Source organism: Streptomyces sp. NBC_01445, assembly GCF_035918235.1.
Lineage (GTDB): Bacteria > Actinomycetota > Actinomycetes > Streptomycetales > Streptomycetaceae > Streptomyces.
Genome location: NZ_CP109485.1, coordinates 8644630 through 8669268 on the forward strand (window position 1 = coordinate 8644630; position 24639 = coordinate 8669268).

Below are 24639 nucleotides of genomic sequence, written 5' to 3' on the forward strand. Positions count from 1 at the left end.
GCTGAGTGGCGGGCGATGGGGTGGGACCAGCGGCTTCTTCTGGTGATCACGAGGGGGCTCCAAGAGGCTGTGGCGCGAAGGAAGAAGGGGGCGGCAGTCGGTGCAGTCCCGGCCGGCGAGCCAGCGCGTATCCAGCCCGCCGGTCAGCCGGGCGGCCGGAGGGTACGAGCTGGGGTGTGCGGGGTGCCCGCACTGCTCGGTGCCGCCCCGTCGGGGTGCGGCGCAGCCCTCGCAGGGTGATTGCCGAGGACGACCGACGCTCGTCTGCGACGGCGGCGGCCACCCCGAGGCGACGTCCGGCTCGAGCTGCAGATTCATCGTGAGTTCTTGTTGGCGCGGATCGGCTAGCGGGTGCGGCTCGGCTCCGGGGCAGCTGGGGTGGGGTGGTACTCGACGGAAACAGCGGGCCGTCGTGGCGGCGATACACCCGTACAGGCCGGGGAGAGGGCAGTGGCGGCCTGGGCTCGGCGCTGTTGCATGGTCGATACAGGGTCTGGCCACCCGCTGTCGCGCACGTAGGAAAAGGCGTCGAAGGCGAGGTCGGTACGGACCTGCAGGGTCTCGACGTACTGGAGGTCGCCCTCGCCAGGGAGCGGGACGCCCTCGTTGGTGCGGGTCTCAGTGCCCATGGCCCGCAGGATGCCTTCGGGGTCGCGAACCTGGTCGTGCACGATGATCCGGTCGGCACGGATGTCGGCGTCGAGGGGGCGGGCCGAGGCGACCGCCGCCTCCTGGATGCCGGAGACCGGCATGATGGGAGGTTTCTCCGGCAGGTCAGTGGGACCTCGGCTCGGGCTCAGCCGGGTGTAGGGCTGAAGGTCGTACGCGGCGTCGGAGGTGACGCTGTACTGCGCGGCCCGCATGGATTGCACGGCTTGTGCTCCGCGCCGCAACGGTTCGCGGGTCGGATCGGTGAGGCTGTACAAAACGCTGCCGGGGAGTCGCTCGAAACCGACGAGGCGAAGGATGTGCTCGGCGACGTGGTTGTCGTGCGATGTCGCTGCCACGACGCCGTAGCGGCCGTGATGGCCGACGGTGATGTGCGGATGTGTTTCCGCCACGAAGATGCACCTCGCAGAAGTCGGGGCCGTGCGGAGGACGAGAATGCGGCCCGAAGCCGGGTTTGGTGCGGCCTGGAATCTGAGCTATTGAGCGCGAGCGCGGCGGCCGGGCAGCGCGGAAGAACCGATCGGCCGGTGGGCCAGAGGCGTCTCGATCGCCGCAGCGGTGTGGGCAGGCCATGTGGCCACGTGTGGTGACCAGGCGCGGGCTGCCTCGACCCGAGCCGAGGGGTATCCACCGGAGGCCGGCCGCGTCGCGAGGGAGATAGGGCCTTCTTGGTCCGAGCCATGTCGACGCGCGCGCATCGGCGTTCTCTGCCTGCGTCAGGGAGTAATGCCAGCCACAGGCGTTGCTCAGGGCGACGACGTTCGCGAGGGCCGCTGCACTGACCTGCTAGAGCCCGGGGCGGGCCCTGGGCCCAGTCCTCATCACCGGGGGTCGCCCGCCGACCTTCGACACGGAGGCAAATTAGCAGCGCAACGCGGTCGAGCGATGCACCAACGGACGCCCTGCGTACCGACAAACTCTCCATTGCCTACCAGGCTGCAGCCCACCTCGCAGTCATCCTCATTTGAGCAAGGCGCTGACGGCTGAAGGACGCTCTTGCTGGTGCGCCCGGATATCGTGCACCAGGGCGAGTAAGAAGTCATTTCGTTTGGTGTGATCTTGCGGGATGCTGATGGGGTGACGACGAAGCTTATTGAGCGGTTGGTGCCGGACGTCTTGTGGGAGTTGTTCCAGCGGGTGGTTCCTCCGGCGCTGGCATGGGGACCGTGAAGTGCTGGCGGCCATCGTCTTCGTGGCCTCGTCAGGATGTACGTGGAACCAGCTCCCACCTGGTTTCGGGCCGTCAGGTGTGACCGCATTCCGGCGTTTTACCGAGTGGTCTCAGGCCAGAGTGTGGGCCAGGCTCCACCGCCTGGTGCTCGATGAATTCGGTGCCCAGGGCGAGCTGGAACGGTCGCGCTGCGCGATCGATTCGATGAGTGTCCGAGCGCTCAAAGGGGGCAGGTGACGGGACCGAATCCGACCGACCGAGGTAAGAAGGGGCCCAAAATCCACCGCATAGTTGACCGCAACGGTCTTCCGATCTCGCTCGGAATCTCCGCGGCCAACACCCATGACAGTCAGGGCTCAGTCCCTCGTCCGTGGGATTCCGCCGATCAGGTCCCGCCGCGGACCTCGTCGCCGCAGGCCGGACAAGCTCCATGGCGACAAGGGCTGCGACTACCCTCATCTGCGGCGATGGCGCCGCTCACGCGGCATCACGCCCCGCATCGCCCGTCGAGGCATCGAAAACTCCGAACGCCTCGGACGGCACCGCCCGGTCGTGGAACGGTCCGTTGCCTGGCTTGCTGGCTGCCCGAGACTTCACCGTCGCTACGAACGCAAGCCCGAACACTTCCTTGCCTTCGTCGCCATCGCCGCAACACTCATCTGCCACCGCAGACTCCCCAAATGAAATGAATTCTGAGGTGGCTGGGCCGTTATGCACCTGTCGTCGAGCCAGGGCGGACGATCATCAGGACCACCACGATCAGCCAGGCGAGGGCGAACAAGCCGGTGATCATCGACAGGCGAGGCAGCCGGGCGATCAGGGGCTCCACGGAGGTCGACACCTGTTCGGGCTTGTCGAGCTGGGTGACCACGCTGTCCTGGATGCCGAGTACCGCGATGCCCAGCAGGACGGCGGCGACAACTGTCAGTGCTATGGAGGCGATGAGCCAGGCGCTGCCCATCACACCCATCACCTCGGCGGTGCCGACACCGAAGACCGGGACGGCGATTCCGACCACCGAGTAGACGCGGCAGATCCGGTGCAGCAGCTCGACCGAGCCGCTGGCCGACTGCTGCTCGGGTCCGTCGGCCAGTGCCTGGCGCGCGTAACGCGGGAACAGGCTCGCCGCAATGGTGACCGGTCCGATGAGCAGGATCGCCGCCAGCACGTGGACGCTGAGCAGGAATTTGGCCATGGCGGTGTCTCCCCTTTTCGCGCACACGCTGACGCGGGGGTCAGGTGCACAGTTTCAGTCAGACTTAAACTGGGTCGACGATAGCATTCCTGTTTCAAGAGCCCAGAACTGCCGACTGTCGGCAGCCGGCCTGGAAGGTGGGACAGGTGACGAGCAACCCGGCCGAGCGCCTACCCCCAGGGCGCCCCGCGCTGCTGCTGCTCACCCTGGGGCGGATCGTGCGGGAGGAGGTCGAGCGCGCCCTTGAGGCCCAGGGGCTGTCGCTGCGCCTTCTGAGCGCTTTGGGTCATCTTTCGCGTGAGCCCGGGCTCTCCTACAGCGCGTTGGGGCGCAGGGCTGGAGTCACCGCGCAGAGCATGCAGGCCACTGTTCGCCAACTCGAACAAGCTGGCGCCGTCCGCCGCGTGAGTCCAGCAGGACGTGGCCGCACCGCCGAACTGCGCGTCACTGACACAGGCCGCCAGTTGCTGCGCGAACTGGACCATGCCCTCGGCTCGGTCGAGACCCCACTGCTCGATGGGCTGACGGCCGAGGAGCAGGCCAGCCTCGGCGCGCTGCTGCACCGCCTCCTGGCCAAGAATCTCCGGGCTGACGCGCCCGGCAGCTCCTGACTCCCGGTCGCGGAGCGGCTCGCCGAAGGGTGCGGCGTCCTTGCGGGCAGTTCCCACACGGCCGGCTCCACCGCGTCCACCGCCGAACCCTTCGGCGCCCGCCGATACCGCGGCGGGCGGTCCGAGGCCGGCGCCCGCAGCATGGTGATCCTGGAGGTCCTCAGCTGACGAGCCACCGCCCGAGCCGGCAGCCCTCTCATCGGATGTATCCGACGGATCTCAGCCCAGTCCTCCACGTGGATCACCCTTTCTTCCTCTCTTCCTCCCGACTCCAGAAACGGTGAAGTCAGGAGGATCAAGAGATCGCAGAGTGGCTCACTTTTCATCCGCCGTCCGTGGCCCTTTGGTTCACCCGTCTTCAAGACCTGGACGGTCCGTAGTGGGCCGATCGAAGGTCGACAACTCCACCCCGATTTTGCATGTATGACCCGCACGAGCCCCGGAGCCGGGGAATGCGCCGAGGCTCGGGTCTGTGGGGGCGGCTCTCCGCGCGGGGCCAACTGGTCGTCGGTCGCGGCCGGTAGCCAGGCTGTCGGTCCCACCGGTCGTGGGGCCGGGTCGGAGAATCATGAGGACGGTCACGATGTCCATAACAGGTTGAACGCGCCAGCCGTCCCGGCCAGCCGACCTGGCGATGCGAGGCGGGACTCCTCCAGCGCCTTCGTCTGAAGCGCCACGGTCGCGAAGAGGGTCACGGCAGCCAAGGCCGTGAGACAGATCGAGGCGATCAGCCACAGGGAGTCCAGGACATGCATGCGTGAGGCGGTGGCCATACCCAAGGTGGGTACGGCGAGGCCCATCAGGGCGTAAACGCTGCAGATGCGATGCAGGATCCGTTGTTCCCTTCCAGCCGCTGTGGCTTCAGCTTTCATGCGGCGCAGGCGGCGGTTCGGAGACCGTTCAGCGTGTGGCGAGGAGTTCCAGCGTGTCGATCACGCGGTTGGAGAAGCCCCACTCATTGTCGTACCAGGCGACTACCTTGACGTGGCGGCCGTCGACGCGGGTGAGGGCGGCGTCGAAGATCGACGAGGCAGGGTTGCCGATGATGTCGGACGAGACGAGCGGGTCGTCGGAGTACTCGAGGATGCCGAGGAGCGGGCCCTGCGTGGCGGCGCGGTACGCAGCCAGCACATCGTCGCGGGTCACGTCGCGGGCGACGGTGGTGTTGAGTTCGACGATCGAGCCGACCGGCACAGGCACACGAATCGAGTCGCCGGACAGCTTGCCGTCGAGGCTGGGCAGCACGAGGCCGATCGCCTTGGCGGCGCCCGTCGTGGTCGGCACGATGTTGACAGCGGCGGCGCGGGCGCGGCGGGCGTCGCGGTGCGGACCGTCCTGCAGGTTCTGCTCCTGGGTGTAGGCGTGCACCGTGGTCATGAAGCCGTGCTCGATGCCGGCGAGCTCGTCGAGCACCGTGGCAAGCGGTGCAAGGGCGTTGGTCGTGCATGAGGCGTTCGAGACGATTGTGTGCGCGATCGGGTCGTATGCCTCCGTGTTGACTCCGTAGGCGAGCGTGACGTCGGCACCGTCCGACGGCGCACTCACGAGCACCTTCCTCGCGCCCGCGTCGAGGTGAGCGCGGGCGGCCTTGGCGGAGGTGAAGCGGCCGGTTGCCTCGAGCACGATGTCTACGCCCAGCTCGGCCCACGGCAGCTGTGAGGGTTCGCGCTCGGCGAGCACTGTGATGCGACGGCCGTCGACGACGAGGGCATCCACGTCAACGGTCACCGGACGGCCGAGCCGTCCGGCCGTCGTGTCGTAGGCGAGGAGCCGGGCGAGGGTGACGGGCTCGGCGAGGTCGTTGACGGCGACGACTTCGAGGTCGCTGTCGCGTTCGAGTAGTGCGCGCAGCGCGTTGCGCCCGATGCGGCCGAATCCGTTGATGGCGATGCGAGTCATGCGTTGTGTTCCTTCGGTTCGTTACCAGTGCTTGTTGAGAGGCGCTGCGCTTCTTTTCGGCACAGCTGCGCTCATGGCCCGGAACGTGAATTCGCGGGAGGTGCCGGTGTTGATGAGAGGGGCTGCTCAGCGATCAACACCGGCTGCTCGGTGGGACGTTGTTCGGCTAGAAGACCTTCAGGCCTCGCAATGGCGTTCGCCTACCGCTTATGCTTCGGCGGATTTTCGGGGACTGTGAACCTTGTGGCGGACGAACAGCGCGGCAGGTACGGCCATGACGATCAGTACGACTCCGCCGATGACGTTGCCCACGTGCACGGCGTCGGTGAAAGCCCTCGGTACCGCCGTTCCCACCACGCGGGCAAGGGAAGCGGGGAGGTCCGCTCCGCCACCCCCGTGTGACACACCCTCCACGATCTTGTCCGCCTGCGGCGAGGGGATGTTCGCCTCGACGAGGCGGTCGTGCAGGTTGCGGGGGAAGCGGCTGGTGACGATCGTTCCGAGCACACTGGGGCCGAGAACCGTGCCCAGCTGGCGAGCCATGTTGACCGCTGCCGCCGCCATGCCCTCCTGCTGTGGCGGGACGCTGTTGACCGCGGCGGCCGTCGAAGGTGCCGTCAGCAGGCCCGCGCCGACGCCCGCGATGAGCAGCCCCGGCCACATCGCCCCGTAGCCTCCCGAGGCGTCGGTCGCGAGCAGTGCGAGGGACCCGGTTCCGATGAGGACGAGACCTGCGGTGATCAAGGAGGTCAGGCCGACCCGGCGTACCAGCACCCGGGCGGCCACCACGGTGACCAGGAGGAACGGTCCGAACAGCGGCAGCAGGCGCACCCCGACGTCGAGAGGGCTGGTCTGTCCCACGCGTTCCATGTAGAGCACGCTGAGCAGGGCGACACCGACCAGTCCGAAAACGCTGACAGCGGCCACGCCCATCACGGCCGAGAAGGAAGCGCTCCGAAAGAGCCTCAGGTCCAACATGGGGTCGGGGTTGCGGAGTTCCACGCGTACGAACAGGAACAGGGATAGGGCGAAGACCACGTACATGGTGATGATCGGTGCCTCGGTGTAGCCCGTGGAGCCACCTTGGATGATCGCGTAGGTGGCCGAGGCCGTCATCACAGTGCCGAGGACGAGGCCCGCGAGGTCGGGCTTGCGCGTGGGGTGCTTGGACTCGGCCACGAAGGCCGGGGCCAGGAGGAGGGCCACGCCGGCGATGACGATGTTGGCGATGTAGACGGAGTGCCAGGAGAAGTGTTCGAGCAGGGCTCCGGCGAGGATAGGGCCGACGGCGAGGCCGACTCCGGAGCATGCGGCCCAGATGCCGATCGCGGAGGTGCGCTCGTGCGGGGCGGTGAACGTGGCGCTGACGATCGCCAGGCTCGTCGGCAGTACGGCTGCCCCGCCGAGGCCCGCGGTCGCCTGTGCGGCGATGAGCATGCCGGCGCTGTCGGCGAAGACAGCGACCACGCTGCCGGCCAGGAAGACGGCGGCACCCAGGCTGAACACTCGCCGGCGCCCCACGAGGTCGCCGAAGGTACCTGCGGACATCACGAAGCTCACGACAGCGAGGCTGTAGGCGCTGGTGATCCACACCAGGGTGCTCGCGGTGACGTGCAGGTCGGTCTGTATGTCGCCCAGGGCCGAGATGGTGGAGGTGACGTCGACGAAGGCCATCATGACGCCGAGGCAGACCACCAGGAGGCCGAGCCAGCGGGACCGCCCGCTGCCGGGGCCCGCGGCGCGGGAGGTCTGAGCGGGAACGGACGCCGTCATCGGACCGCCACCGCCCTCTTCGGAGACACGCCCAGTGACACCACGCCCGCGACGGCCATGAGGGCCATCGCGACCAGCCACGCGTGCCGGTAAGTGTCCAAGGAGGCGCCACCGGAGGCGGTGCCGAGCATGGCGACCAGGATGCTGATGCCGACGACCGAGCCGATCTGCGTCGACATGGTCACGATGGCGCTGCCGGTGGCGGCCTCCTCGGGGCGCAATCCGACCGTCGCGGACGAGACGACGGTCGGTAGCGCCAGGCCGGCGCCGAACCCGAAGAGCAGCCAGCACGGGAGGACTCCGGAAAGGTAGTTCGGGTCGTCGTGCAGCAGGAAGACGAAGAGCAGGATGCCGACGGAGGCGATCGCGCTGCCGACCGCCGCGACGACACCGGCCGGGATCCGGAACCGGCGCTGGAGGGTCTCACTGATGGTGGCGGCGACCGCGAAGCCGATCGGGCCGGGAAGGCTGGCGCATCCGGTCTTGATGGCGGAGTAGTGCCAGTGGTTCTGCATCCAGAGGATCGACGACAGCAGGAGGCTGGCGAACGAGGCCAGTTGCAGCATGCCGGCGAGGTTCGCCGAGGCGAAGATCCGGTCACGGAAGAGCGAAAGGTCGACCACGGGCACCCGGTGCCGTGACGAGCGGAACAGGAACGCCACCAATCCGACCACTGCCACGGCCAGGGACGTGATGACGCGGGTGTCCGACCAGCCCCAGTCGGGCGCCTTCACCACGCCGAGAGCCAGGGCGCCGACCATGACGATCAGCAGGACGCCGCCGAGCAGGTCGGGGATGCGGGCGTCCTGTTCGTGCCGGGCGTTGGTGATGAGCCGGGCGGCCAGTGCGATGGCGAGCAGTCCGACGGGAATGTTCACCAGGAACAGCCACCGCCAGGAGGCCTGGACCAGCAGCCCGCCGAAGATCGGTCCGCACACCCCGGACAGCGAGCCTGCGGTGAACCAGATCTTGACGTACCGCTCCACCTTGTCGGCGGGGGCGCTCGTCAAGACCAGGCCGAGGCTGGCGGGGGTCAGCAGGGCGGCACCCACCGCCTGGATGGCGCGGAAGACGACCAGCACCCAAACGTCGCCGGACAGCGCCGCACCGAGGCTCGCCGCTACGAAGACGGCCATGCCGAGCAGGAAGCCGTTCTTGCGTCCGAAGCGGTCGGCGAGCCGCCCGGCAGGGACGAGAAGGGCAGCGAAGACGATCGCGTAGCCATTGAGCACCCAGCTCAGGTCCGACAAGGAGGTCGAACCCAGTCCCTGCCCGATGTTCGGCAGACCGACATTGGTGATCCACACGTCGAGTTGGCCGAGGAAACTCGCCATGGCCATCACGGCGAGGATGAGGACAGGCCGTGTTTTTGGTGTCTCCCCGCCTTTCGTCTGCGCTCGCGCAGGGGCCATCTGATCTTGCCAAGACATACGTCTTTTATCCGTTCCGTGGGCTTCGAGGGTGCCGTGAGCAACTGGCAGCAAAGTTCTGGACTGATTCGCCAAGAACTCTACGAAGTTCTGGAACGACGTGTCAAGAATGCTCGTGCGGCCTGTAAAGTGGCCCCATGGGACGCCCACCAGGATTCGACAGGACCAAGGTCATGCAGGCCGTCGAGCGACAGTTCCGCCGAAGCGGATACGCCGGCACGAGCGTTGACGACATCGCCAAGGCCGGCGGGCTGGGCCGCGGCAGCCTTTACGCCGCCTTCGGCGACAAGAGCACCCTGTACCGGCAGACGCTGTCGGCCTACTGCGAGCGCAACGAGGCCGCCTGGGCGGCGGTACTCGAAGGCCCCGACGAGACCGCGCTGGAGCGGCTGCGGGCATATCTCTTGAAGTCGGCACGGGTCGTCCATGACGACCCCGACGGGCTCGGCTGCATGGTGACCGGCTTCGTCGTCGAGGGAGTCGACCACGATCCGCAGGCCCGCGCACGCGTCCGGCAGGCTCTCGCGAGAATCGGGGGCTCACTGACCGAGTGCGTTCAGGCCGGACAGCGCCATGGCGACCTCGATCCGGAGGCGGATGCCCCCGAAATCAGCCAGATGCTCATGGCGGTTAACCGGGGCATGGAAGTAATGGCCAGGGCCGGGCTCGACGCGGTCGCGCTGGAACGCGTCGCCGGTCACGCGTTCGAGGGACTCCCGCTCACGGTGCAGGCCCGGTCCCAGCAGGTGTCCCAGGCGGCCACCGCGGATGCTTCCTGAGCGCTCACGCGCAGGTCAGGAGACGTTCGGATCGCGCTCCGCCCTGGCCGGAGTCGCCCTCCTGCGCCACCGTGTGATCCTGACGTGCCATCTCTGACGCCGCTACCCGTGACGGGGTGTCACCGGCGCACCTGGATCCCGGTGCGTGAGTATCCAACGTCGTGTGACCTCCTCGGAGGGGGACGTCGGTCGGCTGGCGGTAGTTGCGCGGTCAGGTCTGCGCCGGCTCCGTCTTGTGGCGGAACAGGGTCCGGTATTCCTGGGGGGAGGTGCCGAGGTGCCGGTGGAAGGCGGCCCGCAGCGAAGCGGGAGCACCGAAGCCGGTGAGGCGGCCGACCTGCTCGACGGGCACGGTGCTCGCCTCCAGCAGTTCGCGTGCTCGGTCGATACGCGCGTCGGTCAGCCAGGCCATCGGTGTAGTGCCGGTTTCCTCGCGGAAACGGCGGATCAAGGTCCGCCGGGACATATGGGCGTGTTCTGCGAGGTCGTCGACAGTGAAGGTGGCTGCGAGGTTGTCGAGCATCCACTCGCGCAGGGGAGCGAGCTCGTCTCCGCTGGCTTCGGGGCGGAACTGTTCGATGAACTGCGCCTGGCCGCCCCGTCGCCGTGGCGGTGCGACGAGGTCTCGTGCGTGTGTGTTCGCTGCTGCGGCGCCCAGGTCGGTGCGGATCAGGTGCAGACACAGATCGATCCCTGCCGTCACGCCGGCGGATGTGAGGATGTCGCCGTCGTCGACGTAGAGCTGGTTGGGCAGGACATCGACGTGCGGGTAGCGCCGTCGCAGTTGCTCGGCATGCCGCCAGTGCGTGGTGGCGGGGCGCCCGTCGAGCAGTCCGGTCGCGGCAAGGGCGAAGACCCCGGTGCAGATGGAGACGAGCCGGGCGCCCCGGGCGTGAGCCGCCCGCAGCGCTGCCAGCATTCCCGGTGAGTGGGTCGTGTCGATGTCGTCGTAACCCGGGATGATCACGGTGTCGGCGTCCTCCAGTGCCTCGAGGCCGGCTGCGACAGTGATCGTGAAGCCGGACACGGGCACGGGTCCGGGCCCGTTGTCGGCGCATAGGGTCAGCTCGTAGTGCGGGTCCGTCGAGAAGATCTGCGTCGCAGCGCCGAATTCGAGCGCGAGCACACCGGGCAGCACGAGCACGGTGACATGGTGTCTGTTCGTCATGGTGGCACGACAGTAGCGCTGGTTGGCATCAGTGCCACTTTTCGCGCGAGATCCGCTCTCGTAGCGTCGAGTCATGACCGACATTCCTGCCCCCTCGAACAGGCTGCACGACGGCGTATTCGCTCTCCCTTCCGGGCCGCTGGTCGAAGCGAGCCTCGCCGCCGCCCGCGCCGCGATGCATCCGTCCGTGCTGAACCACTGCATCCGCGGCTTCTACTGGTCCCGTTTGTTCGCCGCCCATAAGGGGGTTCTGAACGACGCGGACTACAGCGAGGAACTCCTCTTCGCCGCCAACGTGATGCACGACCTGGGAACCGGGCCGGACGCACCGGGCTTGCTCCGGTTCGAGATCGAGAGCGCCGATCTCGCCGCCGCTGTGCTGACCGGTGTCGGCGCCCCGGCCGGGGATGTGGACAAGGTCTGGGAGGCCATCGCTCTGCACACCATTCCGCAGATCCCCGAACGAATGGGGCTGCTGACCTACCTGACCTACGAAGGCATCTCGATCGACTTCGGCAAGAACGCCGACCTCGTGGCCGGGGAGCAGAGTCAGATCCATGCCGCGTATCCGCGGCTTCAGATGGTCCACCACCTGGCCGAGGAAATCCTTGCCCACGGTGCCCGCTCCGAGTCAGCCGCGCCTCCCTACGCGCTCGCCTTCCACCTTGCGCAGGAGCGGGCAGCTGACGGCGTCACCACCATGGAGCGGGGCGTGGTCGGCGGGCCGTGGGGGGAGTAGCCAGGAGCCCTCAGCGGCTGTGCCAGGTGCCCATTCCCTATCTGAAACGTTCCTGGCTTCCCGAGAGAGCCGGGGAGTCAACCATGAGAAGCGGAGTCAAGCAGTGTCGGATTTTGCGGAGTTCACGTTTCGAGCGCAGCCGGGTTAGGACGAAGCGGTGGCTCGGGAGATCGTCACCGGTTCGATTCCCGTCAGGACGATCATCATGCACTGCTTCGACCCTCGGGCGGCCGGGGTTGCGCAGGCGGTGGCCGATCACTTCGGCGACGAGGTCTACCCCGGCGAACTTCTCCTCGACGCGACTTGTAAGAAGATGGGCTCCACAGCGACGGTGTTCCCCTGATCGTCGGGGTGGGCGCGCTGCGGATGCTCTTCGCTCGATCACGGTCTCCCAGCACCTCTTCGGTGTCGAACGAGTTGTCGTCGTACACCACTCCTTCTGTGGCGCCACCTCCTTCACGGCGGAGGGAATCACCTCTGCGTGGAGAAATGAGCAGCACACCGACATCTCGTCGTTGTACGACTGGGACGGCATCGCCATCACCGACTTCGAAAAGTCGCTCAACTACGACGTGAGTCTGATCCGCAACAGCCCGGGCACCCGAAGCACGTGGAGATCTACGGCCTCTTCTACGACATCGATTCCGGCGACCTGACCGAGATCGTCCGCGACGTTCCCGCCGAGGTTGCGCAATAGTCCGTACGAAAGCACAGCGGACGGGGTAAATCTCGTGGACGTCCGCCTTACCCGCGCTCGACTTCACTGTCTCAGGGCGTGGCGGCCGGTACGTCGACCAAGACCACGGAGACGAAGTGCCCGGTAGCAGCCAGGCACTTCGCCGCCGCTGTGCCCGGGTCGGACTGCCACTGTGCTTCGTCGAGCAGTCCGGACAGCCGACCGAATCGGTTGCCTCGCCAAGGATCTGATCCACGGTGAACTCGCCTGTGCTCGCCCGTTCCTGTACCCACTTGACGGCCTGTGCCGGATCGTCCAGCAGGTCGGTGAGGAAGTCGGCACCGACATCTGCCAGCGCGCCGTCCGCCTGGGCCAAGATCCCTTCCGCCTCGGTTATGGCGCATCGCGCGGCGTCCTGAGCACGCGCCGCGTCCCCCGAGTACCGGCAGAGGCCGCCAAGCAGCCCGAGGTTCACGGGGACATCAGTCTGTGTGGGCGGGGCCTCGGCGACCGGCCGGTACACCTCCCCGGCGGCTTGTGCGCAGTCGCCGATCAGTTCGGTGAGAGTGGCGAGCAGCCAGGCGTGCCGACGACGGCGTGCGAGCGGCTCCGCGCAATTCGGCGCGGCCACCCCGTCCATGCCTCGTTCGGGCAGCGGATCCATGGTCAGTACCTCGTCGATGCCGAGTGCGGCACAGCGCCATGGCGACCTCGATCCCGAGGCGGACGCCCCGGGGGATCAGTCACCTGCTCATGGCGGTCAACCGGGGCATGGGAGCGCTGGCCTGGGCCGGGTCCGACACGGCCGCGCTGGAACGCGTCGCCGATCAAGCGTTCGCCGGGCTCCCGCTCACGGCACAGGCCTGGTCCCCGCAGGCGCCCCGCCCGGGTCCGGTCGTCTCTGGCGCTTCCTGAGCGCCGCTTGCCCGAGGGCACTCCGCGGTGCGGTCAGCGTTCCGCGGCGAATGACTCGACGTAGGCCAGGGCTCCGTACAGTGCGTCGCGCAGAGGCGTGGAATCGCCGGCCGCCTGGTCCAGCAGCGCTCCGCCTTGAAACGCGGCGGTGAGCAGGTGGGCGAGCGCGGCCGGGTCGGCCTCCGGCCGTAGTTCGCCGCGCTCGCGCATCTTGCCCAGGCCGCGCTTGAACAGCTCATGCCACCGCTCGAAGCCGACTTCCACCGCGTCCCGGTGGATGGGCTCGGTCTTGACGACCTCAGCGGCCAAAGAGCCGAACGTGCACCCGCCGCGCAGCATGTCCTGCGAGGCGATGTAGGAGTCGGCCCACCAGTGGAGGGCGGCGAAGCTGTCCAGCTCGCCCAGCTCGGGTGCCTGGTGGCGGGCGACGATGCTGTCGGCCTGCCAAGCAAGCACTGCGCGCACCAGGGACTCCTTGGTGGGGAAATGGCGCGTCAGCTGCGAGCCGCTGACTCCGGCGGCCTGACGGATCTGATCGTTGTTGGTGTTCTGCGCCCCGTGTTCGTAGATCAGTTTTGCCGCCGCCCTGACGATGCGTTCGCGTGTGGCCAGGCCCTTTGCGGTGAGCTTCCGGCTCGACGCTTCGCTGGTGGTGGTCATGGGGGCAACAGTAACGCAAAAAAGGGCTTGACAGCCCATTCCAAAGGGTGTCTCCTGACCGCAGACCAAAAAAGGGCTGCCAGGCCCATTTCCTTGGAGGCGGACAGGATGTCCACACAGGCTGCACCGCAGGCGGTCGCGACGACAACGCGCAGCGGCCCGGGTCCGGCCGCCACCGAGGCGGGTCACCCGCGCCGCTGGAGCATCATGGCGGTGCTCGGTGCCGTCGCCTTCATGGCGCAGCTCGACTTCTTCGTCGTCAACGTCGCCCTCGACGGAATCGGGCAGTCCTTCCCCGGCACGAACGTCGCGAACGTGTCGTGGGTGCTGTCGGCCTACGCGATCGTCTTCGCCGCCGTGCTCGTGCCCGCGGGCCGGATCGCAGACCACCGGGGACGCAAGAAGATGCTGCTGTCCGGAGTGGCGCTCTTCACCCTCACCTCAGCCGTCGCGGCCGCCGCACCCAGTCTCGGCGTGCTGGTCGCGGCCCGGGCTGTCCAGGCCGTCGGCGCGGCGATGATCGTGCCGACCTCGCTCGGCCTGCTCTACCCGAGCTTCCCCAAGCGCCAGCACACCCTGGTCGTCGGCCTGTGGGCGGGCGTGGGCGCGATCGCCGCCTCGGCCGGCCCGCCCGTCGGCGGTCTGCTCGTCACCCTCGACTGGCGCTGGATCTTCCTGATCAACGTCCCCGTCGGCATCGCCACCCTCCTCGCCGGCGCGCTGCTCCTGCCCGAGGTGCGCCAGCCCAAGGGCGCCGCCGTGCCGGACGCGGCGTCCACCCTCGCACTGCTGCTGGCCGTGAGCCTGCTGGTGCTCGCCACCGTCCAGGGACCGGCGTGGGGCTGGACGGACGTCCGCACCGTGGCCCTGTTCGCCGCAGCCGCCCTGGCCGCCGCCTCGACCATTGAGCGCACCCTGCGCGCCAAGTCACCGGTGATCGAGAAGCAGCTCTTCGTCGGCAGGCAGTTCACCGCCGCCACCGTGGCCCTGTTCCTGTTTTCCGCCGGCTTCGCCATCGTCCTGCTCGGCACCGCCCTGTTCATGCAGGAGGTCTGGCACTTCAGCCCGCTGCGCGCAGGCGTCTCCATCGCCCCGGCCCCCCTGGCCTCGATCGCCTTCGCCATGAACGCAGGCCCCATCCAGCGCCGCTTCGGACGCACCGCCCCCGCCGTCACCGGCACGCTGTCCATGGCACTGGCCGCCGGCTACTGGCTTGCAACCGTGCACACCACCCCCGACTACTGGGGCGCCATGTTCCCGGGCCTGATTCTGGTCGGCCTAGCCGGCGGGCTCGCCTGGGCACCGCTGTTCGCCGCCGCAGGCACCCTCGCACCCGAACGCGCCACCACCGGCAGCGCCGTACTCAACATGAGCCGACAGATCGGCAGCGCCGTCGGCGTGGCCGTGCTCGTCGCCCTCACGCCTCACGCCACGCTCATCGGATTCGACCATGCCTGGTCGGTCCAGGCCGGAGCCGGTCTGGCCGCCGGTATCGCCCTGCTCGCCCTCCACTCCCGCCGCATGCCCTGACAGCACGGCCTCCCAAGCGCTCGGGAGCGAACGCTATCGCCCATGGAGCGCCTTCTCTCGGCCCTACGCGGCCGGGGTCCACCGAGTTGGGTCACTATGCAGTCGGCGCACAACTGCATGCGGCCATCGGGGTGCAAGAGGGCTTGGTGCAGACCGGAGAGCCGGGGCCGCCCGATTTGCGGGATGTGGCGGCGGGCTGGCTGTATTCGCGTGTACCGGGTCGGCGAGAAAGGCTGAGCTCCCGACACTCCGAGCCCCATTGTTCGAAGTCCGCCGGGACATCCTGGGCCTACCTGGGCAGCCTTCCTGGCGCGGTGCATCTCCCGCGCGGGGGGTCGTTGACGCCGCAAACGCCCTCGCTTACGCCTTGCTGTGAAGCAAACCGAGATTTTTCTGCCATATCGGGAAGACTCTGGAGCCCCTGATAGTTCTAAAACAAGTAGTAACAACTACATGTTTTCAAAGTGGGCGACAGTTCCAGGCGTGTGAGCGCGACGAGGAAGGAGAAGGTCCATGAGCGACAATAAGTGGATGGTTGGATTCCGCCGCCGCTCTGGGGTGGGAGTGATCATTGAGCACTTCTATCTGGTGGACGGCGTATCAGACAGTGCCGAAGCACGCCGCGCTGCCGCCCGGATGGCCGAGTTCGAGTCGGAGCCTGCGGGCCGACGTGGCGGCGAACTCGACGTCCAGCGGGTGCAAGTGCAGCGAGTCATCAGTGGCCTGCTGGGTCATGTCAGCCTGTCCGCTCCGGTAGCCGACCGGATGGCAATGCCCTCCGCATGCTCGGTGATGTCGCCGGCTGGGGTGGCATGATGAGCCGCTCCTACGAACAGACCTGTTTCATCGCCCGCTCGCTTGACGTGCTGGGTGAGAGATGGACGCTGCTGATCGTGCGGGAGCTGGCCCTGGGCCCTCGCCGCTACGGGGATCTCCTATCGGCCCTGCCGGGCATGGGAACCAGCCTTTTGGCCGCACGTCTCAAGCACCTCGAGCAGCATGACGTGCTGCGTCGCACCACGCTGCCGGGTCCGGGCCGCGTAGCCGCCTATGAAATGACTGGCCGGGGCGAAGCGTTGATGCCGGTCCTCGCTGGCCTCGCCGAGTGGGGCGCAGGTCGGGGAGACCCGCCGCCCAGCTACACCGATCGCGCCGCCTGGTCCGTGGTGGCGATGCGCCTCACGGCTACAGGAGAGGCGGCGCGCTTCGACACGCTCACGGAGTTGGTGGTCGGCGAGGAGATGCTGTGGCTGCAGGGCGACGGCGAGCGGGTACGGGTGGAGACCGGCCCGGCGCCGCTGAAGCCCGGTCTGCGCTTGATCTGCGACAAGGAAACGTTCTACGCCCTCGCGAAGGGGCAGGTCGCCGTCGATGACGCGGTGGCCTCGGGGCGACTCGTCGTGCACGGCGAGCCAGACGCCGCCCGGCTGTTCTTCGAACTGTTCCGCCTGCCCGATGGGCATGGCACGACCCCTCACTGAGTGCGGCGCCCACTCAAAGGACTCAACCCCCCATACACCGGTACTTCTCCAGAAACGGAAACATCATCATGGAACGCAACCTCCTCGTGATCGGGTCCACCGGCAAGACCGGCGGCCAGACCACCGAACTCCTGCTCCAGCGCGGGCACCGCGTCCGCGCACTCGTCCGCGGTCACGACGGGCGCGCCGAGCGGCTCGCCGCCCTCGGGGCGGACGTCGTGGAAGGCGACGTCCTCGACCTGGACTCCCTGGCCCAGGTGACCAAGGGGATCGACGCCCTGTACTTCACCTATCCGATCCGCCCCGGCCTGATGGACGCCACCGCGAACGTGGCCCAGGCGGCGGAGGAGAACGGGGTCCAGGCGATCGTGAACATGTCGCAGGTCTCCGCCCGCCGCAACACCGCCAGCAACGCGGCACGCCAGCACTGGGTCGCCGAACGCGTCCTGGACCGCTCCCCGGTCCCCGTCACCCACATCCGCCCGACCTTCTTCGCCCAGTGGCTGATCGACACCTGGGCCGACGGAACCGGCGAACTGCGCCTGCCGTTCGCCGACGGACGCCACGCCCCCATCGCGGAAAGCGACCAGGCGAAGGTGATCGCCGCCGTCCTGGAAGACCCCGCCCCGCACGCCGGCCAGATCTACCGGCTGTACGGAGCCGAGGAGCTCAACCACTACGAGATCGCCGAGAAGATGTCGCGGGCGCTGGACCGTGAAGTCACCTACGTGCCCATCGAACTCGACGAATTCGCCGCCATCCTGCGCGGGCGCGGCGCACCGGACCACCTGATCCAGCACCTGCTCGCCGTGGCCGTCGACTACCGCAACGGCGTCTTCGCCGGCACCAACGACCTGGTGAAGACGATCGGCGGCAGCGACCCCCTCGACGTCGAGGGCTTCATCGCCCAGAACCGTGCGGCCTTCGATCTGCCCACTGCCTGAACACCGGAGCAAAACAATGAGCGTTTGGTTCATCACTGGATCGTCCCGGGGCTTCGGCCTGGAAATCACCCGTGCCGCCCTCGCCGCCGGCCACCAGGTGATCGCCACCGCGCGGAAGGCCGAAACCATCCGCGAGCAGCTTCCCGACACCGGCGACGCGCTGCTCACCGCACCGCTGGACGTGACCGACCCGCAGAGCATCCAGGCGGCCGTAGACGCAGCGGTCGAGCGGTTCGGCCGGATCGACGTCCTGGTCAACAACGCCGGCACCGGACTGCTCGCCGCCGTCGAGGAATCCGACGCCGCCGCGGTCCGCGCGGTGTACGAGACCAACGTGTTCGGACCGCTCGCCGTTCAGCGCGCCGTACTGCCGGTGCTGCGGCGCCAGCGCTCCGGCCACGTGATCAACATCAGCTCCATCGTGGGCTTCGCCACCGCGCCGGGCTGGGGCATCTACGCCTCCACGAAGTTCGCCGTCGAAGGCTTCACCGAGACCCTCCACACCGAACTGGCCCCCCTGGGCATCCACGTCACGCTCGTGGAACCGGGCTTCTTCCGCACCGATTTCCTCGACCCCACCAGCCTGCACACCGGCCCCGACACCATCGACGACTACGCGCCCACGGTCGGCGCGATGCGTGCAGCCGCCGCGAGCCTGAATCACGCCCAGCCCGGCGACCCGGTCAAGGCCGCGGGCGCCATCGTCGAGATGGCCGCCGCCTCCGAGCCGCCCCTGCGCCTGCCACTCGGAGCCGACACCCTGCAAGCCTTCGACGCCAAGCTGGACACCTTCCGCAACGAGATGGACGCCTGGCGGCACGTCGCCCACTCCACCGATCACGACTAGGACAACACCGCCGCATCCGCCTTCTCCGGCACCACGGCCCGAAGCCCTGCAGGAGCTTCGGTCGCGCCTCGACCACCCATGACCTGAAGGACGTTCCCGTGACCGCACCACAGCCGTCCGCTGTAGCACGCCATTATCGGCAAGGCGATCTGCGCCGGAAGATCGACGAAGCGCTCGACCGCCTCTACCCGGGGCATACCGCCCTCACCACCGACGACCTTCATGGCGTGGACGAGTTCCACACCGGCGGCCATGCGGCGACGCGAGAGCTGGCTGAACACCTGGAGCTGAGAGCGGGCCTGCGCGTCCTTGACGTGGGAAGCGGCCTGGGTGGCCCGGCCCGCCATCTGGCCCAGCACGCAGGCGCGGACGTCACCGGCGTGGACCTCACCGAGGAGTACGTCGACGTCGCCCGCTGGCTCACCGACCGTGTGGGCCTCACGGGCCGGGCCCGGTTCCAGCAGGGTGACGTGACCGCACTGCCCTTTCCCCGGGCGAGCTTCGACCGGGCCTGGATGCTGCACGTGGGCATGAACATCGAGGACAAAGCCCGCCTGTTCACCGAGATCAGCCGCGTCCTGACCGACGAGGGCCTCTTCATCGTGTACGACGTCATGCTCCTCGGCAATCCCGCCCTCGTCCGCTACCCACTGCCGTGGGCCTCGGAGCCCGAACACAGCTTCCTGGCCCACCCCCAGGAATACCGGTCGCGGCTGCGCAGGGCCGGCTTCGACATCGTCGCCGAGCACGATCACCGCTTGCAAGCAGTCCAGTCGCTTCGTGGCGCGGGCGGTGCGCACCACCGAACCAGTACGCCGCACAACCCTGCAGGCGGGGACACTCCTCCGGCCCCGATCAGCGTGGCGATGGGCACTGACGCATCGACCAAGGTCGCAAAGGTACTCCAGAACATCGAGGAAGGTCTCCTTGCTCCGACCGAGATGATCTGCCGTCGCCGCTGATTTCACGGAGACTGCACCTGGGGTGAAGACGCGAGCCAGGCCGAGAAGTACCGGCTCAGCGCCATGTCGTACCCGCCCGCCGGACTGATCAGGAACGGCTGCCCCTCAGGTATACCCCGGTCGTCCAACCCCTCATTGAGACCGGCGAACAGGGCGCTGAACTCCCGTAAGAACGGGGTTTCTTCGCGCGGCCACGCCTGGTCTCGGCGAGTGAAGTGCACCCGCCAACCCGTGATCGAGATGACGGTGGACGATAACCCGTGGACAGCTCAACAGCGCATAAATCAAGCCCGACGGACGTAAGCCGCCCGGTGCCGCTCACCACAGGCCCTGCGCGAGGACCGCATCCTCCAGGAGATCTTCGCGACCGGCGGCGACGTCCGCCGCATCTGCGACTTCTTCGGCATCGGAATCGACGCGGCCCTGCGCTACACCCTGGTCCTCACACAGGCCGACCCCGCAGGCCACTCCGAGCAGTAGCCGACTGGCTCGGTACACAAGCGTGGGCAGCAGTTGTTCGTCCTCTCGCCAGGCGGTTGGATCAAGCAGGGGTCGCTGTTCGCGAGAGCGGGAGGCACCCACGCTTCCGGGCGTGCTCCGGGAGCGGCTGTCTCTGAGGGGGTTGTAGTGCACTGGTCGACGGGCCTGCTCGGATTCGTGGCCGGGCTGCTGATATCGGTGGTCACGGCGCCTGTGGGCGTCTCCGGCGCCGTCTTCCTGCTGCCCGTACAGGTCAGCATTCTGGGCGTGCCGAGCCCGGCGGTGACACCGACCAACCTTCTCTACAACGTCGTCGCCGGTCCCGGTGCTCTGTTGCGTCACCACCGGACGGGGAGCTTGCGAGGGCGGCTCACGCGCCTGTTGATCGCGGGCACCGTGCCCGCCGTGGTCATCGGCGCGGTGATTCGGGTATTCGCCTTTCCCGGCCCGCGCGTCTTCCGACTCCTCGTGGCCGCCTTGCTGCTGCCCCTTGGGATCTGGTTGCTGGCACGGACACTGCGTCCGGCGGATGTCCGCCCGCCCCGGCCGCCGTCGCCCCGCGCCACGACGGCGCTGGCCCTGACCGTCGGGGTGGTCGGCGGCGTCTACGGCATCGGGGGCGGCTCCTTGCTCGGCCCGATCCTCGTCGGCCGGGGAGTGCCGGTTGCCACCGTGGCACCCGCCGCTCTGGCCTCCACCTTCATCACCTCGATCATCGGGTCGTCCACCTACGCACTGCTCTCCCTCGCTGTGACCGGTGACGTCGCCCCCGACTGGCTCCTCGGCCTGTCGTGTGGAGCCGGCGGACTGGTCGGCGGGCACCTCGGTGCCCGGCTCCAGCCGCATCTGCCCGAGGCCGGTCTCCGGCTCTTGCTCGGCGCTCTCGCCGCAGGCATCGGCGCCCTCTACACGGTCCAGACCATGAGCTGACATCCAGGTCTCAACTTCCGGCTGTGGACTGCTATCGCAACGGGCGACCATCTCGGACCTACCTCGACTGGTAGGTGCCTCCCGGACCCGAGTCGAAGTGGTGTCGGGCCCGACGCACGATGCCAGTCGCCCGGAACTCAGGACCTCACCTACACTCATCACTGCACCTCCCGGAGCCTGAGGGGCAGCAAAGGCGCTTCAGTTTTCGTGAACTCGGCGCTTTTGGCGTGCATCCGGGCGTCGGTGTCGAACAGTTCGCGTTCCCGTGGGTGGAGTAGGTGTTGGGTGATGAAGGATCGGCCCGCGGCCTTCCACAGGCCGCGTCCCTTGGTCAGTGCGGAGACCGCCTGTGTCTCGACCCCGGTCAGGCCCAGCAGTGAGGCGGCGGAACCCAGCTGGTCGGCTTCCTGGCGGTAGATGATCCGTGTGGAACAGTCGGTGAGCAGGCCTTCGGCCAGTGCTCGGCCCCGGGAGCCAGCATCGCCCGCGGTGAGCAGGTCGGACAGGCGGTGGATGACCATCATGTTGGCGATGCCGAGTCCGCGGCTGAGTTTCCACTGGGACTGCATGCGCTCCAGCAGGGCTACGTGCCGCATTACCCGCCACGCTTCGTCGTAGATCACCCAGCGTCGCCCTCCTGCGGGATCCGCGAGCGCGGACTCCATCCAGGCCGAGGCGCAAGTCATCGCCAGGACGAGCGCGGTGTCATCGCCGGCGCCGCCGAGGCGGGACAAGTCGATGGAGAGCATCGGAGCGGCCGGGTCGAAGTCCACGGTCGACGGCGCGTCGAACATCCCGGACAAGTCACCGTGAACCAAGCGCCGCAAGGCGTGGGCCAGGTCCTCGGCGGCCTGCCCAAGGCGCCCCGACAGCTCCCCGAGCGCACCGTCGAGTCGCTCGGGAGAGCCGAGTACGTACGCCACGTCGCCGAGCAGTGGTGTGGTGCCCGTGGCGTCGGCGTGCGTGACTGCTTGGTCGAGCGCGACGTCGAGTGCGGTGTGCTCCATTGGGTGTAGGTCGCGCCGCAGGACGGTCTTCGCGAGGGAGCCGAGCAGGAGAAGGCGTCGTTTGCGGACCTCGCTGGCAAAGTCCGTCTCGCTGACGCCGGACGGCTTGGAGGGCGCGTCCAACGGATTCAGCCGGCCCTGGAGCCCGGGTCCAAGTGCGATGGTCTGCCCGCCCAATTCCTTGGCGACGATGGTCCATTCGCCCTTGGGATCGCAGGGTACGTAGATGCGGTAGCCGAAGGCCACGGCTCGCACGGCAAGAGACTTGGCCAGCGCGGACTTGCCCATGCCGATGACCCCGGCGAGCAGGATGTTGGGGTTGGTGAAGCCGTCGAGCCGTCCGTACAGGGCGAACGGGTCGTAGGTGAACGCCGCTTCGGCGTGCACGTCGCGTCCGACGTAGATGCCCTGGGCGCCGAGGCCGCCCTCGGCGAGGAAGGGGTAGGCGCCCGAGGCGGTCGCGGTGGTCATTCGATGGGCGGGGAGTTTGAGTCGGCCACCTCGGGCGGAGGCGGGACCGGGGCGCCCTACGGGCAGATAGGTGGCACGCAGGTCGGGGTCGGCCCCGGCCTGAGGTGTGCTGGCCTCGGGCCGGGCGGCATTGCGGGCCTGGTCGCTGCCGGCGGCGAACTGTTTACGGGCGGCGCGGGCCGTACGGCGGTCGCTCTTGCGGGGAACGAACAGTGGGCTGGCGTAGGCGCGAGTGCGGGAGTACATGGCGTGGTGCTCCTGGTGGTCAGTGCCGGGTGAGGCCGGTGAAGGGGTCCCGCAGGTCGGCCGGGGTGTGGTCGCGTCGAACTCGGGCCGAGGCCGCCAGATGGCGCTGGCACACGGTGAGTTCGGGCGCGCCCTCGGGCAGCCGGGTCCGGCAAGCGTCATGGGTGGCAAGGCGGTCAGTGCCCGGATGCGGCGCCGAGTGGAAGGCTGCGTGGAGGTGTTCGGCTGCTTGCCACAGCCGGATCCGACAGGCCCTGAGGTGATCGCCCTCGGCATCGGCGACCTGGGCGGTGCGTACGGCGTGCGTGTCGAGCAGCTCGTACAGGGCAATCACGTGGGCGTGCAAGGTGTCCAGTTCGGTGCGGCTTGCGGCGACCGGGGCGACGGGCATGTTGATGGCCCGGTGGAAGTCGAGCGCGGCGGTGGCGAACGGGATGAAGTCCGACGCCAGTTCGGTCAGGGGCTCGGTCGGCATGAGGTTGCCCTTCGGGTGAGCGTGGTCGGTGGTGCTGGGGTGCGCTACGGGCGGGCGAGTGGCAGGGCGGCGTTGGTGAACGCTTCGGCCTGCTGCCAGGTCAGCGGGCGCAGATCGATGAGCGCGGCGACGGCGGCGGTCTCGATCGCGGCGCAGGCGGCGTTGAGCTGTTCGTCGCTGTCGGCGCTGACGGTGAGCAGGCCTGTGAGGGCGACATCAGCGTGCCCGGCGATGAGCTGGCGTTCGCGCTGCTTGATGTCGGCGTACTCGACCGAGTCTTCCTCGGAATCGACCTGGCCCTTGCGTGCTCGCTCGGCGGCGTCTGCGATCACGGTGGCCTTCTTGCGCTGTACGTCCTTGAGTGCGGAGTCCAGTCCCTTGGGCTCATACGTCAGTGACAGGGTGCGGCGGACGCCGGAGGTGAACAGGAGCTGGTGGAGGAAGCCCGGTGAGGTCTCGATGCGGGGCCAGTTCTCGATCCAGAACGTGGCGTGGTGGGCGGAGTCGGTGTGGATCCGGTCGGCCTTCTCGACCAGGACGACGGGTCCAGCGGCAGCCGGGTCGGCTTGCGGGTGCCCTGAGGCGGACCACTGGTCGAGGGCGGCCGACGCCTTGGGGTCGTACGCAGTTCGGATCACGGCGGCGATCTCGGTCGCGGTCAGCCAATTGCTAGGCATGAGGCCGGAGTTGCGGGCGGCCTGGTCGAAGGTGGAGGTGAGCTGGGCCAGGACGGCGAAGCCGCCGGTGAGCCCGCCGCCGGCCTGGTTGATCAGGCGGCGGGCCGCCTTGAGGTCGAGGGCGAGGGCGACGTATGCCTCGTGTGGCGCGGCGGCCGGACCAGCGGCGGCCAGCAAGTCACGGTAGATGGGCCCAGCCAGCGGCGAATGCGTATCGCCGTGCTGATTCCAGTAACGGTGGAGCGCGTCACCGGAGTCGGGGACCGTGCGCTCGAGGACCTGGACGCGGGCGATGTGCCCGGTGCGCGCGAGGGCGGCGAGCGTGCGGCCCCAGCCGGAGACGTTGCTGGTCTGGGTGGCAGGGTCTAGCAGGGCGAAGGCACGGGAGGAGACCTTGACCACGGCGGTGAGGGTGCCCTCGTGTGGGTCGTGCACTGCGCCGAAGCGGCCGTCGGGAGAGGTGGCCACGCGCAGCGATGCAGCGGTTCCGGGAAGGTGGAGCAGGCCCTCGCGTTGCGGCCGGGTCGAGGGCCGGGTGAGCCAGATCAACTGGCCCCGGAAGCGACGGAGCGCGTAGCGGAATACGATCGGCGCCCAGTCGGCGAGCGAGCGTCCACGGTGGCGCATGAAGACTGCCGCGAGTACCAGGGCCCACAGCGGTATCAGGTTGAGTGCCCCGGTCACGCCGGCTGAGAGCAGCACCGCGAGCAGCAGCAGGCCGGTGACCGCGACGACGATCAGTTGCGGGGCCGAGAGTCCGAGCAGCACGCCGCGGCGTGAGCGGTGTGGGAACTTCACGGTGACCGGACCGTCGGGGTGAGGAGAGCCAGAGTGCATGGCGAAGCCGTCCTTGGAGCGTGAAGAGAAGGAAGGGGGAGGGAGGATGGGGCGGCCGGGCTGGGCT

At 68.3% G+C, this 24639-nt stretch carries 23 protein-coding genes and 1 pseudogene; 13 read left to right on the top strand and 11 right to left on the bottom strand.

Going from position 1 to position 24639, the window contains the following annotated elements; all coding sequences use genetic code 11:
- Positions 1-344: 344 nt before the first annotated feature.
- Positions 345-1061: a hypothetical protein gene (locus OG574_RS39365; RefSeq protein ID WP_326777055.1), complete on the bottom strand. Its 717-nt coding sequence runs from the start codon at positions 1059-1061 to the stop codon at positions 345-347.
- Between the two features lie 685 nt (positions 1062-1746).
- Here OG574_RS39365 and OG574_RS39370 point away from each other — a divergent pair.
- Positions 1747-2524: pseudogene (locus OG574_RS39370) on the top strand (IS5 family transposase).
- Positions 2525-2549: 25 nt separating this feature from the next.
- On the opposite strand, the gene OG574_RS39375 reads toward OG574_RS39370, so the two are convergent.
- Complete coding sequence (locus tag OG574_RS39375; protein ID WP_326777056.1) at positions 2550-3035, bottom strand: DUF2269 family protein; 486 nt, start codon at positions 3033-3035, stop codon at positions 2550-2552.
- A 146-nt stretch (positions 3036-3181) separates the two neighbouring features.
- On the opposite strand from OG574_RS39375, the gene OG574_RS39380 reads away from it, so the two are divergent.
- On the top strand, positions 3182-3646 hold the full coding sequence (locus tag OG574_RS39380; RefSeq protein WP_326777057.1) for a MarR family winged helix-turn-helix transcriptional regulator: 465 nt from the start codon (positions 3182-3184) through the stop codon (positions 3644-3646).
- Positions 3647-4224: 578 nt separating this feature from the next.
- Here the strand turns inward: OG574_RS39380 and OG574_RS39385 are convergent.
- From OG574_RS39385 to OG574_RS39400, 4 genes are all read right to left on the bottom strand, one after another.
- A complete protein-coding gene (locus tag OG574_RS39385) occupies positions 4225-4518 on the bottom strand; it encodes a hypothetical protein (RefSeq protein WP_326777058.1) in 294 nt (97 codons plus the stop codon).
- A 28-nt stretch (positions 4519-4546) separates the two neighbouring features.
- Entirely contained in the window at positions 4547-5545 is a 999-nt protein-coding gene (gene gap, locus OG574_RS39390; protein ID WP_326777059.1) for a type I glyceraldehyde-3-phosphate dehydrogenase, read from the bottom strand.
- Between the two features lie 207 nt (positions 5546-5752).
- Positions 5753-7318, bottom strand: coding sequence for an MFS transporter (locus OG574_RS39395; RefSeq protein WP_326777060.1), 1566 nt, complete (start codon positions 7316-7318; stop codon positions 5753-5755).
- Positions 7315-8658 (bottom strand): MFS transporter, encoded by a 1344-nt coding sequence (locus OG574_RS39400; protein WP_326777061.1) that lies wholly within the window; start codon positions 8656-8658, stop codon positions 7315-7317. Before OG574_RS39400 ends, OG574_RS39395 begins: the two co-directional genes overlap by 4 nt.
- A gap of 227 nt (positions 8659-8885) precedes the next feature.
- Between OG574_RS39400 and OG574_RS39405 the strand changes: the two genes are divergently transcribed.
- A complete protein-coding gene (locus tag OG574_RS39405) occupies positions 8886-9527 on the top strand; it encodes a TetR/AcrR family transcriptional regulator (protein WP_326777062.1) in 642 nt (213 codons plus the stop codon).
- A gap of 211 nt (positions 9528-9738) precedes the next feature.
- On the opposite strand, the gene OG574_RS39410 is transcribed toward OG574_RS39405, so the two are convergent.
- Complete coding sequence (locus OG574_RS39410) at positions 9739-10695, bottom strand: GlxA family transcriptional regulator (protein WP_326777063.1); 957 nt, start codon at positions 10693-10695, stop codon at positions 9739-9741.
- A gap of 73 nt (positions 10696-10768) precedes the next feature.
- Between OG574_RS39410 and OG574_RS39415 the strand changes: the two genes are divergently transcribed.
- The 3 genes from OG574_RS39415 to OG574_RS39425 all read left to right on the top strand — a co-directional run bounded on the left by OG574_RS39415 (position 10769) and on the right by OG574_RS39425 (position 13025).
- Positions 10769-11434 (top strand): hypothetical protein, encoded by a 666-nt coding sequence (locus OG574_RS39415; protein WP_326777064.1) that lies wholly within the window; start codon positions 10769-10771, stop codon positions 11432-11434.
- 157 nt (positions 11435-11591) lie between these two features.
- Positions 11592-11777, top strand: coding sequence for a hypothetical protein (locus tag OG574_RS39420; protein ID WP_326777065.1), 186 nt, complete (start codon positions 11592-11594; stop codon positions 11775-11777).
- A gap of 1086 nt (positions 11778-12863) precedes the next feature.
- Complete coding sequence (locus tag OG574_RS39425; RefSeq protein ID WP_326777066.1) at positions 12864-13025, top strand: hypothetical protein; 162 nt, start codon at positions 12864-12866, stop codon at positions 13023-13025.
- A gap of 33 nt (positions 13026-13058) precedes the next feature.
- Here the strand turns inward: OG574_RS39425 and OG574_RS39430 are convergent, their stop codons facing one another.
- The gene (locus OG574_RS39430) at positions 13059-13685 is read right to left on the bottom strand and encodes a TetR/AcrR family transcriptional regulator (RefSeq protein ID WP_326777067.1); all 627 of its coding nucleotides are present in this window, start codon (positions 13683-13685) and stop codon (positions 13059-13061) included.
- Between the two features lie 108 nt (positions 13686-13793).
- Here OG574_RS39430 and OG574_RS39435 point away from each other — a divergent pair, with 108 nt between their 5' ends.
- The 7 genes from OG574_RS39435 (at position 13794) to OG574_RS39465 (ending at position 20859) form a co-directional block, all read left to right on the top strand.
- A complete protein-coding gene (locus OG574_RS39435; RefSeq protein WP_326777068.1) occupies positions 13794-15215 on the top strand; it encodes an MFS transporter in 1422 nt (473 codons plus the stop codon).
- A gap of 513 nt (positions 15216-15728) precedes the next feature.
- Complete coding sequence (locus OG574_RS39440) at positions 15729-16031, top strand: hypothetical protein (RefSeq protein ID WP_326777069.1); 303 nt, start codon at positions 15729-15731, stop codon at positions 16029-16031.
- A complete protein-coding gene (locus OG574_RS39445; RefSeq protein WP_326777070.1) occupies positions 15998-16696 on the top strand; it encodes a winged helix-turn-helix transcriptional regulator in 699 nt (232 codons plus the stop codon). Before OG574_RS39440 ends, OG574_RS39445 begins: the two co-directional genes overlap by 34 nt.
- Positions 16697-16764: 68 nt before the next feature.
- Positions 16765-17640, top strand: a complete 876-nt coding sequence (locus OG574_RS39450) for an NmrA family NAD(P)-binding protein (RefSeq protein ID WP_326777071.1) — start codon at positions 16765-16767, stop codon at positions 17638-17640.
- 16 nt (positions 17641-17656) lie between these two features.
- A complete protein-coding gene (locus OG574_RS39455) occupies positions 17657-18487 on the top strand; it encodes an oxidoreductase (RefSeq protein WP_326777072.1) in 831 nt (276 codons plus the stop codon).
- A 98-nt stretch (positions 18488-18585) separates the two neighbouring features.
- The gene (locus OG574_RS39460; RefSeq protein WP_326777073.1) at positions 18586-19449 is read left to right on the top strand and encodes an SAM-dependent methyltransferase; all 864 of its coding nucleotides are present in this window, start codon (positions 18586-18588) and stop codon (positions 19447-19449) included.
- 627 nt (positions 19450-20076) lie between these two features.
- Positions 20077-20859: a sulfite exporter TauE/SafE family protein gene (locus OG574_RS39465; protein WP_326777074.1), complete on the top strand. Its 783-nt coding sequence runs from the start codon at positions 20077-20079 to the stop codon at positions 20857-20859.
- Positions 20860-21017: 158 nt separating this feature from the next.
- Here the strand turns inward: OG574_RS39465 and OG574_RS39470 are convergent, their stop codons facing one another.
- Genes OG574_RS39470 through OG574_RS39480 form a run of 3 tightly spaced genes read right to left on the bottom strand, consistent with a single transcriptional unit; the run spans position 21018 to position 24572 of the window.
- Positions 21018-22583, bottom strand: coding sequence for an ATP-binding protein (locus OG574_RS39470; protein WP_326777075.1), 1566 nt, complete (start codon positions 22581-22583; stop codon positions 21018-21020).
- Between the two features lie 19 nt (positions 22584-22602).
- Positions 22603-23058 (bottom strand): DUF6238 family protein, encoded by a 456-nt coding sequence (locus tag OG574_RS39475; RefSeq protein ID WP_326777076.1) that lies wholly within the window; start codon positions 23056-23058, stop codon positions 22603-22605.
- A 44-nt stretch (positions 23059-23102) separates the two neighbouring features.
- Positions 23103-24572 (bottom strand): SCO6880 family protein, encoded by a 1470-nt coding sequence (locus OG574_RS39480; protein WP_326777077.1) that lies wholly within the window; start codon positions 24570-24572, stop codon positions 23103-23105.
- Positions 24573-24639: the final 67 nt, after the last annotated feature.

Bases quoted from the DNA above. Each gene is read 5' to 3' on its own strand.
- OG574_RS39385 (WP_326777058.1), bottom strand. From the start codon at position 4,518: ATGAAAGCTGAAGCCACAGCGGCTGGAAGGGAACAACGGATCCTGCAT.
- OG574_RS39415 (WP_326777064.1), top strand. From the start codon at position 10,769: ATGACCGACATTCCTGCCCCCTCGAACAGGCTGCACGACGGCGTATTC.
- OG574_RS39455 (WP_326777072.1), top strand. From the start codon at position 17,657: ATGAGCGTTTGGTTCATCACTGGATCGTCCCGGGGCTTCGGCCTGGAA.
- OG574_RS39470 (WP_326777075.1), bottom strand. From the start codon at position 22,583: ATGTACTCCCGCACTCGCGCCTACGCCAGCCCACTGTTCGTTCCCCGC.
- OG574_RS39395 (WP_326777060.1), bottom strand. From the start codon at position 7,318: ATGACGGCGTCCGTTCCCGCTCAGACCTCCCGCGCCGCGGGCCCCGGC.
- OG574_RS39475 (WP_326777076.1), bottom strand. From the start codon at position 23,058: ATGCCGACCGAGCCCCTGACCGAACTGGCGTCGGACTTCATCCCGTTC.
- gap (WP_326777059.1), bottom strand. From the start codon at position 5,545: ATGACTCGCATCGCCATCAACGGATTCGGCCGCATCGGGCGCAACGCG.
- OG574_RS39400 (WP_326777061.1), bottom strand. From the start codon at position 8,658: ATGGCCATGGCGAGTTTCCTCGGCCAACTCGACGTGTGGATCACCAAT.
- OG574_RS39425 (WP_326777066.1), top strand. From the start codon at position 12,864: ATGGCGGTCAACCGGGGCATGGGAGCGCTGGCCTGGGCCGGGTCCGAC.
- OG574_RS39430 (WP_326777067.1), bottom strand. From the start codon at position 13,685: ATGACCACCACCAGCGAAGCGTCGAGCCGGAAGCTCACCGCAAAGGGC.
- OG574_RS39405 (WP_326777062.1), top strand. From the start codon at position 8,886: ATGGGACGCCCACCAGGATTCGACAGGACCAAGGTCATGCAGGCCGTC.
- OG574_RS39440 (WP_326777069.1), top strand. From the start codon at position 15,729: ATGAGCGACAATAAGTGGATGGTTGGATTCCGCCGCCGCTCTGGGGTG.
- OG574_RS39450 (WP_326777071.1), top strand. From the start codon at position 16,765: ATGGAACGCAACCTCCTCGTGATCGGGTCCACCGGCAAGACCGGCGGC.
- OG574_RS39445 (WP_326777070.1), top strand. From the start codon at position 15,998: ATGCTCGGTGATGTCGCCGGCTGGGGTGGCATGATGAGCCGCTCCTAC.
- OG574_RS39480 (WP_326777077.1), bottom strand. From the start codon at position 24,572: ATGCACTCTGGCTCTCCTCACCCCGACGGTCCGGTCACCGTGAAGTTC.
- OG574_RS39435 (WP_326777068.1), top strand. From the start codon at position 13,794: ATGTCCACACAGGCTGCACCGCAGGCGGTCGCGACGACAACGCGCAGC.
- OG574_RS39375 (WP_326777056.1), bottom strand. From the start codon at position 3,035: ATGGCCAAATTCCTGCTCAGCGTCCACGTGCTGGCGGCGATCCTGCTC.
- OG574_RS39410 (WP_326777063.1), bottom strand. From the start codon at position 10,695: ATGACGAACAGACACCATGTCACCGTGCTCGTGCTGCCCGGTGTGCTC.